Below are 12,899 nucleotides of genomic sequence, written 5' to 3'. Positions count from 1 at the left end.
TGATGCTCCAATACGGCTGCACTCAAAGCCCCCATGAAAGCCCTTCGCATCTACGCCGGCCCCAAGGCGCGCCGGCACATCGAACAGCACGGCCTGCAACCCAAAGACATCGGCGTGGTGCCAGGTGCGGCCGGCGGCCCCAAGGGCCTGATCCTGGGCGCGCTGGACCGTTTTATCTTTGGCGACTGGCTCGCAAAAACCGATCACCCGGTGCACCTGGTGGGCGCTTCGATAGGCGCCTGGCGCATGGCCACGGCCTGCCTGAACGACCCGGCGGCCGGTTTTGCGCGGCTGGAGCACGACTACATCCACCAGCATTACGAACTGCAGCCCGGCCAGAAACGCCCGACGGCGGATTTCGTGAGCGAGCAATTCGGCCAGAGCCTCAAAGAGTTTTATCGCGGCCGCGTGCATGAGGTGCTGCAACACCCGCGCTACCGGCTGCACATCGTGACCTCACGCGGGCGGCATTTGCTGGGCCGCGAGCACAAGCTGGCCACGCCGCTGGGTTACCTGGGCGCCTTCCTCACCAACAGCCTGCACCGCAAGGCCATGGGCGCCTGGCTGGAGCGTGTGGTGTTTTCCACGCCCGATGCCAAACTGCCCTTTGCCACCAGCGACTACCGCACACGGCAGGTTGACCTCAACGAGGACAACTTCAAGCTCGCGCTGCAGGCCAGCTGTTCGATTCCTTTTGTGCTGCGCTCGGTGCACAACGTGCCCGGCGGGCCGCCCGGCGCTTACTGGGACGGCGGTATCACTGACTACCACCTGCACCTGAATTACGCGAGTGAGCTGGGTGCAGCCGGGGCGGGCTTGGTGCTTTACCCGCATTTCCAGAAATCCGTGGTGCCGGGCTGGCTGGACAAAGGCCTCAAATGGCGCCACAAGGCCACGCACTTCCTGGACAACATGGTGCTGCTGGCGCCCGACCCGGACTGGATCAAGACCCTGCCCAATGGCAAGCTGCCCGACCGCACGGACTTTGTGCGCTACGGGCCGGATTTACAGGCCAGGGTCAAGGCCTGGAGCACCGCAACCGCGGCCAGCGCGCAGCTGGCCGAGGAGTGGCAGGAATGGCTGGCGCGGCCGGATATGTCTCAGTTGCAGGCTATCTGACCTGATCAACTGCCCACAACAAGAAGCGTTCTCTGCACCGGCACCAGTGGCTCAGCCTGCACGTCGAACAGAAATAACTGGAATTTGAGGGAAATCATGCAGATTTTTAGGTGCAACGCCGGCTATCACGGTGTATGGGTAAAACTGGTTTTGTCGATTGCACTGTGGTCAGGCGCCTGTGCAGGCGCACAAGCCGGAAACTTTGTCGATTACGAAGTCGCCTACGTAGAGTTTTTGCAACTTGCCGATGTGTCGCTTGCCGAAGGGCCGCGAATGCCGCAGCTTCGTGATAAAAATGTCGCACGCCTTCTGAAGGTGCTTTCAAACACTGAGCATTTTCTGGATGCACAGACCTATGCCACGCAAGAACTACCCGCGCTTCTTGAGATGTGCGTGCAGACCTCGACGCTGGTTAAGTTGTATACCTTCGTAAACGTGAATCTCTTGAAACCGACGGAAGGCGACGCAGAGGCAGTCGACAAAGCCGTAAAGGCAGTCTTGCTGAATCTGAGAACCTATTCGCGGGAACTCGAACTTTTGCACACCTTTCAGCTGAACTGCATGGCCAAACAGGTGTCGTTGCTCGGTGAGTATTTGACGTCCCTCAAACCGGAAGACATTACGCCAATTCGCCGAGCCGGCGCGCAGGACGCGAGAAATGGCGCTTTTGGTGCGTACCATGGTTTTCTCAAGGCGGTGAACGACGCGGAGGTCGACGAGCCCCATGCAGTCCATATCATGGAGGCGCTCGCCAGGAACGCGGTGCAATACGCATCGATCATCAAGCCTGCACAACGCAAGCAACTGATCGCATTTATGGAGTCTGGCCGAATTAAAGAGTCATTGGTTCTTCGACCTCTCTTTGAGAAAATCATGGTCGCGATGTCAACCAGTGAATGCACCGGTATTTGCGGACTTTAAGGAAACCATGCCGGCACGCAACTGGCCGGGGAATGGCAGGTCTGCTGGCGCTGCCGGATATGGCGCAAATCCAGTCCCTTCAGGTTAAGGCCTGTTGAGCAGCTTCATGCGCCGACCATCACCCCTATCTTCAGAGCGTTGTCCCCTACATCTCCGCCGAAATACAGTGAAATAACTCGAAGGAAACAGCCAATGGTGATGCAAACGGGCGAGAGTTTTCGCGTRATGTGTCTGGAGTGGATGAACTACCGGGGCGAGGCTCCCTTTGCTGAGGTGTTGCAGCCCAACCTGATCATCGCCCGTGATGCGCTCATGGCGATGACTCATTGGCGTAAATTGGGAACCTCGTTACCCGGCGCGCTGCCTGAGGACGAATTTCAGATTGAACTGCAGGAAATGTTTGCGTTAAGCGTCCTGAATGACCAGTTGATCTGTGCGCTCGAGGATGCAAGGTTGTCACCTGCCGAATACAAGGCATTCTGGGCGAGTTTAGGAATGCAAACGTTTGATGCGGGCGCCGAATTCATCCCGGCGCTGTGTGAAGTGGCCGATGTTACAGATGAATCAGCCAACGCCCCCATGCAAACGCTGTGGCCTGGTCTGCGTTGGGGCGAATTGGTGTTTTCTCGCTGCGGTATCTCTATCCCGAACAACCCATCGCGGGGCATAGTCAAAGGCATTGCCGATGCTGGCGTTTTGTATTTTTGCAACCAGCGTCGTGCACGGCGGGCTTCTGACTTGTCGCATGGTTGGGGGAGTAACTCGCGTTGGCGCACCAGCTATCACCGCAACTACCTGATCGATCAGTATGCTTTTCTCAATGTGGACGGGCGAATTGATTTGGCTGCGACACCAGCCAATGTCGTCGATCACCTTCAAGAGTATGGGTTGACTATTGATGAGGCTCGTGAATTGCTGCTGCACCGTTGCTTTGTGCAAACTGCAAAAGCCGATGATGGTGATTTCTGGCCTTACGACTGGAAGCTGTCCCTGCGCATGGATGCTGCCGCCCCCTCATGGCCGTTGCGCGGCAACATGCTGATGCATTTTGACGATGCATTACGCGGTATCGGCCTGATTCGCAGGGCCGGGTGAAGGCCTGGGGCAGCTGGGCCCGCTTTGAGCGCGCCGCGCCCCCTTCAGGGCGCGGACAGCTTCTTAAAACATGTGCGCAATACCCAGGTACACCGACTTCGGGCTCTGGCCGACGGCTGAGAGCGCCAGGCCCGGCGAGCTGCCGCCACCGCCGCTGATCGTGTAGCCGGCAGCGGCCTGGTTGCTGATCTTGGTCGCGCCGCCGTAAATCGTGGTGCGCTTGGACAGCGGGTAGTCGTAGCGCACGCCGATGGCCTTGGAATCCGAATTCGCCGTGGTCTTGTTTTTGAGCCGGCCGTAGGTGGCGATCAGCTTGCCCGTACCCAGGGGGGCCGAGGCGCCGACCTGGTAGGCATCGAGCGCGGGCGCGGTGGCCGCGTCACCGCGGCGGCGCACAAAGATGGCCGAAGGCTTGATCACCCCGAAATCGTAGGAAACCGCCAGGTCGGTGTACTTGTCGGTGTTGCCGACGATGTAAATAGTTTTTTCCGTGAGGTAGCTGACTTGTGCCGACAGCGTGCTGCTGCTGTAGCCGGCGGCGATGTTGAGCGTGTTGCCGGTGGACTTGGGCTGGCCCACACCGGTCGATTCGCCGAAGGCGTAAAACACATTGGCCTTGAAGCCACCCCAGGTCGGCGTCGTGTACTGGATGGAGTTGTCGCGGCGCGTGGTGGCATCGGCGAGCGAGCCGCCATTGATGCCGACGCCCGGGCCGGCATAGTAGTTCAAGGCCCCCGACATGGTGAAGCCGGCCGGGTCGAATGCCGCCATGGTGCCGAAGTGCGGCGTGTACTGGCGGCCGATGTTGACGGCGCCGAAATCGCCGCTCAGGCCCACCGTCGCCAGGCGCTGGAACATATAGGAGGCACCCGTCGGGACGGTGCTGGTCGGGACGGTGGCGGTGCCGGTGCTGGCGCCGGTGTCCAGCAGGAGACCGGCTTCCAGTATGAAGTTCGCCTTCAGGCCGCCGCCCAGGTCTTCCGAGCCGCGAAAGCCGAAGCGCGAGCCCATGGCGCCGCCGCTGGAGATGCGCGTCACGGTGCCATTGCCCGCGGACGCCAGCTCGAGGAAGGAATCGAGCACGCCATAGACCGTGACGGAGCTTTGGGCCTGGGCCGTGCAGCAGGCCGCCGACAGCACCGAGAGTGCGAACAATTGGGTTTTCATGATGTCTCCTGTATGTTGTTGATCTGGCGTGCTTACCGACCTGGCGCCCTCCCGGATCCCTGCGCCCCGCAACCCGCCGCAGCCGATTGCGTGGAAATCGTTAACCACGGGCCAAGCGTAACGGTATTTTGGTTATAAAAGATAAGTAAATAGACTCTTGCCAAGTCGCTCGTTTATGGTTATTAAACGTAACCATATCCGGGATTTCCGCTTCCGGTCCTGATTGCTGGAGTGCGGAACGGGGTCGCAGTCTGTGGCACCGGACGCAAGGAGCGGGTGCAGGTCTTGCCGCCTGCTGATAAGGCGGCACGGGCGGGCAGGGCGCTAGAGCGAAGCCGCCAGCATCTCTTCGTATTCCCCCGCGCTGGCAATGCGCGGGTTGGTTTTGTGGCAATGGTCGGCCAGCGCGCCGGTGATGATCTGCCCGAACTGCTCACGCTGAACGCCCATCGCGGCCAGCCCGGTGGGCAGGCCCAGCCGGGCATTCATGTCGCGGATGGCCTCGGCAATGTCGCCGCCTGAGGCCAGTCCCATGGCGCGTGCCATGCGGTTCAGGCGATTGTCTTTTTGCACCGACTCGGCCTGGGCGTTGAAGCGCACCACCGCCGGCAGGAACATCGCGTTCAGCGTGCCGTGGTGCAGGCGCGGGTCCACGCCGCCCAGGCTGTGGCTCAGCGAATGCACGCAGCCCAGGCCTTTCTGGAAGGCCATGGCGCCCTGCATGGAGGCGCTCATCAAATTGAAACGCGCATCGCGGTCGCTGCCGTCGCGGGTAGCGCGCTCGATGTGCGCCCAGCCGCGCTCCAGGCCGTCCAGCGCGATGCCGTCGGCCGGTGGGTTGAAGGCCGCCGACATAAAGGTCTCCATGCAATGCGCGATGGCGTCCATGCCGGTGGCGGCCGTCAGTTTGGCGGGCAGGCCCAGCGTGAGTTCGGGGTCGCAGATCGCGGTTTTGGGCACCAGGTGCCAGGAATGGAAACCCAGCTTGCGGTGGTCGTCCACGATGATGATGGCGCCGCGCGCGACCTCGCTGCCGGTGCCGCTGGTGGTGGGCACGGCGATCAGCGGCGCGGCGCGGTCGGTGATCTTGAGGGAACCGCCTTCGATGGTGGCGTAGGTGGTCAGCGGGCCTTCATGCGTGGCCGCGATGGCCACACCCTTGGCGCAGTCGATCGCCGAGCCGCCGCCCACGGCGATAAGGCCGTCGCAGCCGCTGGATTTGTAGAGTTCGGCCGCGGCACGCACCGCGGCCTCGGTCGGGTTGGAGGGCGTCTGGTCAAACACCGTGACCTTCATGCCCGGCAGCGCGTCCAGCGCTTTTTGCAAAATGCCGGCCGCCTTGACGCCGGGGTCGGTCACGATCAGCGGGCGCGTGATGCCCACGCGCTCGCATTCCTGCTTGAGCAGTTTCACGGCGCCGAACTCGAACTGGATCTGGGTGACGTAATAAATGAAGGCCATGCGGGCTGTCTTTCTGCGTTGTACGATGTGGGGCTATGCGGGTCCTTGCGCTGACTTTAATGGCTTTCAAGGCATTCCGCCCGAATCCCCCGCGCGCCAACCCCGATTCCCGTCACCTCGGCGATAGTGCCCGCGTTTTGATCCCCGCCTTTCACTGATGCCGCCCAACCCGCAAACCCTGTTGACCCCCGCCATGCGCGACGTGCTCAGCCGCATCGCCCGCGCCAATCGCCCGCCGTTCCATACCTTGACCCCGGACCAGGCCCGGGCCGCCTACGAGGCCGGCGCCGGCGTGCTGGAAATCCCCAAGCCCGCGCTGGACCGTGTGGAGGACCTGCGCATCCCCGCGCGCGACGGCGAATTACTGGGCGCACGGCTGTATGCCCCGTCGAACCAGATCCTGCCGGTGCTGCTGTTCTTCCACGGCGGCGGTTTCACGGTGGGCAGCGTCGCCACGCATGACATCCTGTGCCGGCAGCTGAGCCTGCTGGCCGGCATCGCCGTCGTGTCGGTCGACTACCGTCTGGCGCCGGCGCACAAGTTCCCGACGGCGGCCAACGACGCCTGGGACGCACTGCAGTGGCTGGCCGCGAATGCCGCCTCACTCGGACTGGACGCCTCCCGCATCGCCGTGGGCGGCGACAGCGCGGGCGGCACGCTGGCCGCCATGTGCGCGGTGCTGGCGCGTGACGCCGGCTTGCCGCTGGCCCTGCAACTGCTGATTTACCCAGGCTGCACCGCCCACCAGGACACGCCTTCGCACAAGACCTTCGCCGAGGGTTTTGTGCTGGACGAGGCCGACATCACCTGGTTCTTCGGGCAGTACGTACGCAGCCCGGCGGACCGCGACGACTGGCGTTTCGCGCCGCTCAACGCACCCGACGTGGACGGCGTGGCGCCGGCCTGGGTGGGCCTGGCCGAATGCGACCCGCTGGTCGACGAAGGCGTGATGTATGCCGACAAGCTGCGCATCGCCGGAGTAGCGGTGGACCTGGAGATTTACCGCGGCGTGACTCATGAATTCATCAAGATGGGCCGCATCATTCCCGAGGCTCGGCGCGCCCAGGCCGACGCGGCGGCGGCGCTGCGCGGCGCCTTCGGGCTGGATCCATAAGGAGACGACAAGCATGAAACGACAGGACTTCCGCTTTTTTCACCGCTTGCGGGTGCGCTGGGCCGAGGTGGACATGCAAAAAATCGTGTTCAACGCCCACTACCTGATGTACTTCGACACGGCCATCACCGACTACTGGCGCGCGCTGGCGCTGCCGTATGAAGAGGCCATGGTGCACTTGGACGGAGACCTCTACGTCAAGAAAGCGACCGTGGAATACCACGGCTCGGCCCGTTTTGACGAGCAGATCGACGTGGCGCTCAAGTGTTCGCGCATCGGCAATTCGTCCATGGCGTTTTCGGGCGCGATCTTCCGCGGCGATGAACTGCTGATCAGCTGCGAGCTGGTGTACGTGTTTGCCGACCCGGCCTCGCAGACCTCCAAACCCGTACCCGAGGTCTTGCGCTGCGTGCTGACGGGCTATGAAGCCGGCGAGGCCATGCTGCGGATCAAGACCGGCGACTGGGCCGCGCTGGGCGCCGACGCCGGCAAGGTGCGCACCGCCGTCTTCGTACAGGAGCAGGGCATCCCCATGGAGATGGAATGGGACGAGGCCGACAGCACGGCCCTGCATGCCGTGGCTTACAACGGCCTGGGGCAGGGCATTGCGACGGGGCGGCTGGTCCGCCACGCGGACGGCGTGGGCAAGATAGGCCGCATGGCGGTGCACCGCGCGCTGCGCGGCTCCAACGTCGGCCGGGACATCCTGAATGCCTTGATGGAAGCGGCCCGCAGCCGCGGTGACGGCGAAGTGATGCTCTACGCCCAGCGCAGCGCCGAGGGCTTTTACCAGCGCCTTGGATTCTTGCCGCGCGGCGAGCCGTTTGAGGAAGTCGGCATTCCGCACATCGAGATGGTCAAGGCGCCTTGATGCTGAATTGCTCGCGATGTACTGCGGCGACGGCCGGGTCCTCGCGACCATGGGTGCGTTCTTCCAGCTCGATATTCCACCCGGCGCCGGACGCCGTCGCCAGCAGCACGGTGCTGCAGCGTGTGCCATAGGCTCGCTCCGGCACTTCCACAAAAGCACTTGAGAGCGCTTCCTCCAGGTCGGGTGGCACGCCGGTGTGCGGAAGGTCCTCAGGCAAGGCGCGCTGCCGGCTGCCCAGCGCCGTCCACAGCAGCTTTTGCAGGCCCTCATGGCCATCGCCGGTTTGCAAGGCGGCCGCCAGCACGCGCTTCAGTTCCAGGGTTTTGGGCCAGGGCGTGTCCAGCCCGGCGTTGGAAAGACCGTAGAGGCCAGGCGACAAAGCCTGGGCATGCAAGGCAGGCGCGCCCTCATATTTGTTGGTGGCCCAGGTCCAGGCCTTTTGCCGCAAGTCGCCCAGCACCAGGTTAAAGCCGCCAAAGGCCGCCCCCTTGTCTTCGAGCGACGCCACAAAACCCGCCGCATCGCCGCTGCCTTCGAGCCAGCGCGTGACCAGTTCGCCGCGCGAACGTGGTGCGGCGTCGGGCTGGGCTTGCCGCACATTGGTCAAAAAAGCGATGCGGCCGGCAGGCGTGATGCCCATCCAGGTGCCGCCGGCGCGCAAGTCGCGGCCGGAGATGATCTCTTGGCCCGAGGCGGTTTTCCAGCGCGCCAGCGGCAGCGTGGGCCGCTCCAGGAATTCGTCACGATTGGCCGCGATCACCAGCGGCCATCGAGCTGAGGCGCCAATCGCAAACGCAACCAGGCACATCAGATGTCTTCGAGCAGCGCGTAGGGCAGGGGGAGCAGGGCGAGGATTTCACCTGAAGCGCTTCCCAAAGTCAGCCGGCCGGCGGCGGCATCGGCCGCCGCGGAGGTCTGCATGGACACGATAGCGTCAAATCCGCCAGCCGGGTTGGGCGCCGCCGCGGCAACCATGCCGCAGGGCTGCCCGGCATCGGAAGCATGAAACACCTCTTGCCCCACCGCAGGCGTGCCGGCGGTGTGGGCCACATAGGCGCGCCGCTTGAGTGTGCCGCGGAACTGGCTGCGCGCCACGATTTCCTGGCCGGGGTAGCAGCCTTTCTTGAAGTTCACGCCGCCCACGGATTCGTAATTGAGCATCTGCGGCACAAAGGCTTCAAAGATCGGCTGGGTGATCATCGCGATGCCGGAGCGCACGCCCAGCCATTGCCAATCGGTCAGGCTGATGGGTGAGCCCTGCGGCGCGGGCGCCCCGGCCGGTGCGCACCACAGCGCGCGTGCCTGGCCGGCGCCGGGGTGCAAAAACACCAGGCTGGCGTCACCCAGATCCATCTTTTCCCAAAGCGCACCGGCACGGCCCGCGACCTGCGCCACGGCGGCTCCGGCAACGCCGTACAAGGCGAATTCGGCGCTCGCGTCGCTCAGTTTGGCCTTGGCGCGCAGCACAAACATCGACAGGCGCTTGAGCGTGGCCGGCAGGATGTCGCGGCTGCAGACCAGCAGCAGGTCCGCGCCATGTTTAAAAACCACAAAGCTGGCCTGCATGCGGCCCCTGGCATTGCAAAAGGCGGCCAGGCGCGCCTCTTGCTCACCCATCAGCGCCACGTCCTGCGTCAGCTGGCCCTGCAGGAAGGTGACGGCGTCGTCGCCCGCCACGCGGATCACGCCCAGGTGCGTCAGTTCGGTGATGCCGGAAATCGGGGAGGCGGTGCTGGGCAGGGTCATGGGGTCTTCACGGTCGGTGGGGAGATGGGCTGAATTATCATAGGCCTGAGCTTTTGCGTTCTGTACTGAAAAGGTAGCTGGGTTGTGCGTCGTGTCTTTACAAGTCTGTTGATCCTGGTATTTGCCGGCGCCCTGCTGTTGTTCGGTGCGGCCCTGTGGTGGCTGAACGAGCCGATTCCCCTGCGGTTGCCGCCCGGCAGCCAGGTGGTGGATCTGGAAATTGAACCCGGCACCCCTGCCAGCGGTGTGGCAGACGTCATCGTGGCCAGCGGCGCCGATGTGCCGGCGATTTTTCTCCATGCCTGGTTCCGCTTTTCGGGTCAGGGTCGGCTGATCAAGGCCGGCAGCTATGAATTGGCGCCCGGCACCACGCCGCAAAAGCTGCTCAGCATGCTGGTGCGGGGTGATCAAGCCCTCAAAAGCGTGACGCTGGTCGAAGGCTGGAACTTCAACCAGGTGCGCGCGGCGCTGCAGAAGGCCGAACAGTTGTCGCCCGACACGCTCAACCTGGCGCCCGAGGCCATCATGGAAAAACTGGGCAAACCGGGCGTGCACCCCGAGGGCCGCTTTTTCCCCGACACCTATACCTATGCCAAGGGCTCCAGCGACCTGGCCGTGCTCAAGCGCGCGGCGCGCGCCATGGACAAACGCCTGGACGCCGCCTGGGCCCTGCGCAACCCGGACACCCCGCTTAAAACCCCCGACGAGGCGCTGATCCTGGCCAGCATTGTCGAAAAGGAAACCGGCAAGCCGTCGGACCGGGCGCAGATAGGCGGCGTTTTCACCAACCGGCTGCGCCTGGGCATGCTGCTGCAGACCGACCCGACCGTGATCTATGGCCTGGGCAGCAAGTTCGACGGCAACCTGCGCAAGCGCGACCTGCTGGCCGACACCCCTTACAACACCTATACCCGCGCCGGCTTGCCACCCACGCCGATCGCCATGCCGGGCCGGGCCGCGCTGCTGGCAGCCGTGCAGCCGGCGCCGACCAAAGCCATCTACTTTGTGGCGCGCGGCGACGGAAGCAGCCATTTCAGCGGCAGCCTCGATGAGCACAACCGTGCGGTCAACAAGTACATAAGAGGCCAGTGACCATGAGCACCAGACCTCTCAGCGGCCTCTTCATCAGCTTCGAAGGCATAGACGGCGCCGGCAAGTCCACGCACATCGCCGGCCTGGCCGAGGCTTTCAGGGCCGAGGGCAGGGCGGTGACGCCGACGCGCGAGCCTGGCGGCACGCCGCTGGCCGAGAAGCTGCGTGCCATGGTGCTCAACGAGGCCATGGACCCGCTGACCGAGTCACTGCTGATCTTCGCGGCGCGGCGCGACCACATCGTCAACGTGATCGCCCCGGCGCTGCTGCGCGGCGACGTGGTGCTGTGCGATCGTTTCACCGACGCCACCTTTGCCTACCAGGGCGCAGGGCGCGGCTTTGACCTGAAGCTGCTGGCCACGCTGGAGCAATGGGTGCAGTCCGACGAAGGCCTGCTGGGCGACCCGGCCGGTAACTCGCCCATGAAGCCCGAAGTCGAAACCGTGATCGAGCCGCATTTGACCGTCTGGTTCGACCTGGCGCCTGAAGAAGCCGCCTTGCGCCTGGCCGGCGCGCGCGTGCCTGACAAGTTCGAGGCCCAGCCGGTGGAGTTTTTCCGCCGGGTGGCGCAAGGTTATGCCGACCGGCAGAAAAACCACCCCGAACGTTTCGCCCGCATCGACGCCGCCAAGAGCCGCGACGAGGTCTGGCAGGCGGTGCGCCAGGTCTTCATGGCCAAGGGCTGGCTGCCATGAGCGACAGCGATACCGTGAACGCCCCGGCTGAATCAAACAACCCGCCGCTGGCGCCCTGGCTGCAAACCCAGCTTGAAAGCCTGCTGGCCCAGCGCGGCCACGCCTGGCTGCTCAGCGGGCCATCCGGCCTGGGCCAATTCGAACTGGCGCTGGCGCTTGCCCGCGCCTGGCTTTGCGAGGAGCCCACGCCGCAGGGCGCCTGCGGCCATTGCGGCAGCTGCCACGCGGTCGACGTGCACACCCATGCCGACCTCTGCATGCTGATGCCCGAGACCCTGTCGCTGGCCCTGGGCTGGCCGCTGGACGAAAAAACCCAGGACGAGCTCGACAGCAAGAAGCGCAAGCCCAGCAAGGAAATCAAGGTCGACGCCGCGCGCGAAGCCGTGTCCTTCACCCAGTTCACGCGTTCGCGCGGCACGACCAAGGTGGTGCTGGTGTTCCCGGCCGAGCGCATGAACAACGTCACGGCCAACACCCTGCTCAAGACACTTGAGGAGCCTCCCGGCGCCGTGAAGTTCATCCTGGCCACCGACGCGGCGCACCAGTTGCTGCCCACCATACGCAGCCGCTGCCTGGGCCACACCATGGTCTGGCCGGACTTTGAGCTGGCACTGGGCTGGCTCCAGCAGGAGACCAGCCAGGCGGGCGAGGGCGGTGCCCCCAAAAAAGCCGCACCAGCGCCCAAGCCGGCCGACCTTCAAACCCTGCTGGTCGCGGCCGGCGGGCGCCCCGCCGATGCACTGGCCTGGGCGCAGGAGAGCCCGCCCGGCGAATCCGCCCAGCATTGGCAGGCCCTGCCCAAAGCCATGGCGCGCGGCGATGTCAGCGCCCTGTCGGACTGGGCGCCCGCGCAGGCGGTTGACGCCCTGCAAAAGCTCTGCCACGACGTGCTGGCCGTGCGCATGGGCGCCGCACCGCGGTTTTTCAATGCCGCCGACCTGTCCGCCGCTGCCGGCAAGGCCGGCGCCGGGCTGTATGCGCTGGCCAGCTGGTCACGCGAGCTGTCGGCCATTGCCCGCACCGTCGAGCATCCTTACAACCCGGGCCTGATGCTCGAATCCCTGGTCAGCCGCGCCCGGCAGGCGCTCAACGCCAAATAAAGCCGGCCATTCTTGCTGCAATTCCGGACATCGCCCCTCCCAAACCGATAAACTAAAGCCATGAGCACACTGCCCCCCGCCAGTTCCCCCGCAGCCGCCGGCGCCCGGCCCAGCGTCGTCCAGCTGGCCATCAAGGAAAAAGCGGCGCTCTACGCCGCCTACATCCCGCTGTTCAAGGAAGGCGGCGTTTTTATCCCCACGGCACGCGACTACAAGCTCGGCGACGACGTCTACGTGCTGTTGACGCTGCCCGAAGACACGCAGCGCTACCCGGTGGCCGGCAAGGTCGCCTGGGTCACCCCAGGCAGGGCGGCCGGCAACCGCACCCAGGGCGTGGGCGTGCGTTTTCCGTCCGACGAAAAATCCCGCCTGCTCAAGATCAAGATCGAAGAAATCCTCGGCGCGCACCTGGCCTCCGATAGGCCCACGCAGACGATTTAAGCCAGCCGGCGGCTGCGCCGGCCGCCCCGGTTTTCATGCATTCAAACTCTGTTCCTCTGTATATATAGAGGGGCAGC

General features: G+C 64.3%; 13 protein-coding genes. 9 read left to right on the top strand and 4 right to left on the bottom strand.

All coding sequences use genetic code 11. The features are described from left to right. Positions 1-33 precede the first annotated feature (33 nt). The 3 genes from AC1D1Y_RS03760 (at position 34) to AC1D1Y_RS03750 (ending at position 3,135) form a co-directional block, all read left to right on the top strand. Positions 34-1,119, top strand: coding sequence for a patatin-like phospholipase family protein (locus AC1D1Y_RS03760; protein WP_477681168.1), 1,086 nt, complete (start codon positions 34-36; stop codon positions 1,117-1,119). A 96-nt stretch (positions 1,120-1,215) separates the two neighbouring features. After that, entirely contained in the window at positions 1,216-2,040 is an 825-nt protein-coding gene (locus tag AC1D1Y_RS03755) for a hypothetical protein (RefSeq protein WP_477681167.1), read from the top strand. Between the two features lie 192 nt (positions 2,041-2,232). Then, positions 2,233-3,135, top strand: coding sequence for a hypothetical protein (locus AC1D1Y_RS03750; RefSeq protein WP_477681166.1), 903 nt, complete (start codon positions 2,233-2,235; stop codon positions 3,133-3,135). Between the two features lie 63 nt (positions 3,136-3,198). On the opposite strand, the gene AC1D1Y_RS03745 is transcribed toward AC1D1Y_RS03750, so the two are convergent. Then, positions 3,199-4,302 carry a porin gene (locus AC1D1Y_RS03745; protein WP_477681165.1) on the bottom strand — a complete coding sequence of 368 codons (1,104 nt, stop codon included), beginning with the start codon at positions 4,300-4,302 and terminating at the stop codon, positions 3,199-3,201. A 324-nt stretch (positions 4,303-4,626) separates the two neighbouring features. After that, complete coding sequence (locus AC1D1Y_RS03740; protein WP_477681164.1) at positions 4,627-5,763, bottom strand: iron-containing alcohol dehydrogenase; 1,137 nt, start codon at positions 5,761-5,763, stop codon at positions 4,627-4,629. A 157-nt stretch (positions 5,764-5,920) separates the two neighbouring features. Here AC1D1Y_RS03740 and AC1D1Y_RS03735 point away from each other — a divergent pair, with 157 nt between their 5' ends. Continuing rightward, positions 5,921-6,877, top strand: a complete 957-nt coding sequence (locus AC1D1Y_RS03735; RefSeq protein WP_477681163.1) for an alpha/beta hydrolase — start codon at positions 5,921-5,923, stop codon at positions 6,875-6,877. Between the two features lie 13 nt (positions 6,878-6,890). Further along, positions 6,891-7,748, top strand: a complete 858-nt coding sequence (locus tag AC1D1Y_RS03730) for a YbgC/FadM family acyl-CoA thioesterase (protein WP_477681162.1) — start codon at positions 6,891-6,893, stop codon at positions 7,746-7,748. Here AC1D1Y_RS03730 and AC1D1Y_RS03725 read toward each other — a convergent pair. Together AC1D1Y_RS03725 and ygfZ are read right to left on the bottom strand one after the other, a co-directional pair. Beyond that, entirely contained in the window at positions 7,735-8,556 is an 822-nt protein-coding gene (locus tag AC1D1Y_RS03725) for an NRDE family protein (RefSeq protein ID WP_477681161.1), read from the bottom strand. The genes AC1D1Y_RS03730 and AC1D1Y_RS03725 overlap by 14 nt on opposite strands. Continuing rightward, positions 8,556-9,494 (bottom strand): CAF17-like 4Fe-4S cluster assembly/insertion protein YgfZ, encoded by a 939-nt coding sequence (gene ygfZ, locus AC1D1Y_RS03720; RefSeq protein ID WP_477681160.1) that lies wholly within the window; start codon positions 9,492-9,494, stop codon positions 8,556-8,558. The genes AC1D1Y_RS03725 and ygfZ overlap by 1 nt, the downstream gene beginning before the upstream one ends. A gap of 84 nt (positions 9,495-9,578) precedes the next feature. On the opposite strand from ygfZ, the gene mltG reads away from it, so the two are divergent. From mltG to AC1D1Y_RS03700, 4 genes are read left to right on the top strand one after another with little or no spacing between them, the layout of a single operon-like run. Continuing rightward, the gene (mltG, locus tag AC1D1Y_RS03715) at positions 9,579-10,586 is read left to right on the top strand and encodes an endolytic transglycosylase MltG (protein WP_477681159.1); all 1,008 of its coding nucleotides are present in this window, start codon (positions 9,579-9,581) and stop codon (positions 10,584-10,586) included. A gap of 2 nt (positions 10,587-10,588) precedes the next feature. Beyond that, the gene (gene tmk, locus AC1D1Y_RS03710; protein WP_477681158.1) at positions 10,589-11,281 is read left to right on the top strand and encodes a dTMP kinase; all 693 of its coding nucleotides are present in this window, start codon (positions 10,589-10,591) and stop codon (positions 11,279-11,281) included. Continuing rightward, complete coding sequence (locus AC1D1Y_RS03705) at positions 11,278-12,381, top strand: DNA polymerase III subunit delta' (RefSeq protein ID WP_477681157.1); 1,104 nt, start codon at positions 11,278-11,280, stop codon at positions 12,379-12,381. The genes tmk and AC1D1Y_RS03705 overlap by 4 nt, the downstream gene beginning before the upstream one ends. Before the next feature lie 60 nt (positions 12,382-12,441). Then, complete coding sequence (locus AC1D1Y_RS03700; RefSeq protein ID WP_436154617.1) at positions 12,442-12,822, top strand: PilZ domain-containing protein; 381 nt, start codon at positions 12,442-12,444, stop codon at positions 12,820-12,822. Positions 12,823-12,899 lie beyond the last annotated feature (77 nt).

The sequence above is a fragment of the Polaromonas sp. P1_G1 genome, from assembly GCF_056405595.1.
This window is presented reverse-complemented; position numbering and strand designations above follow the sequence as displayed.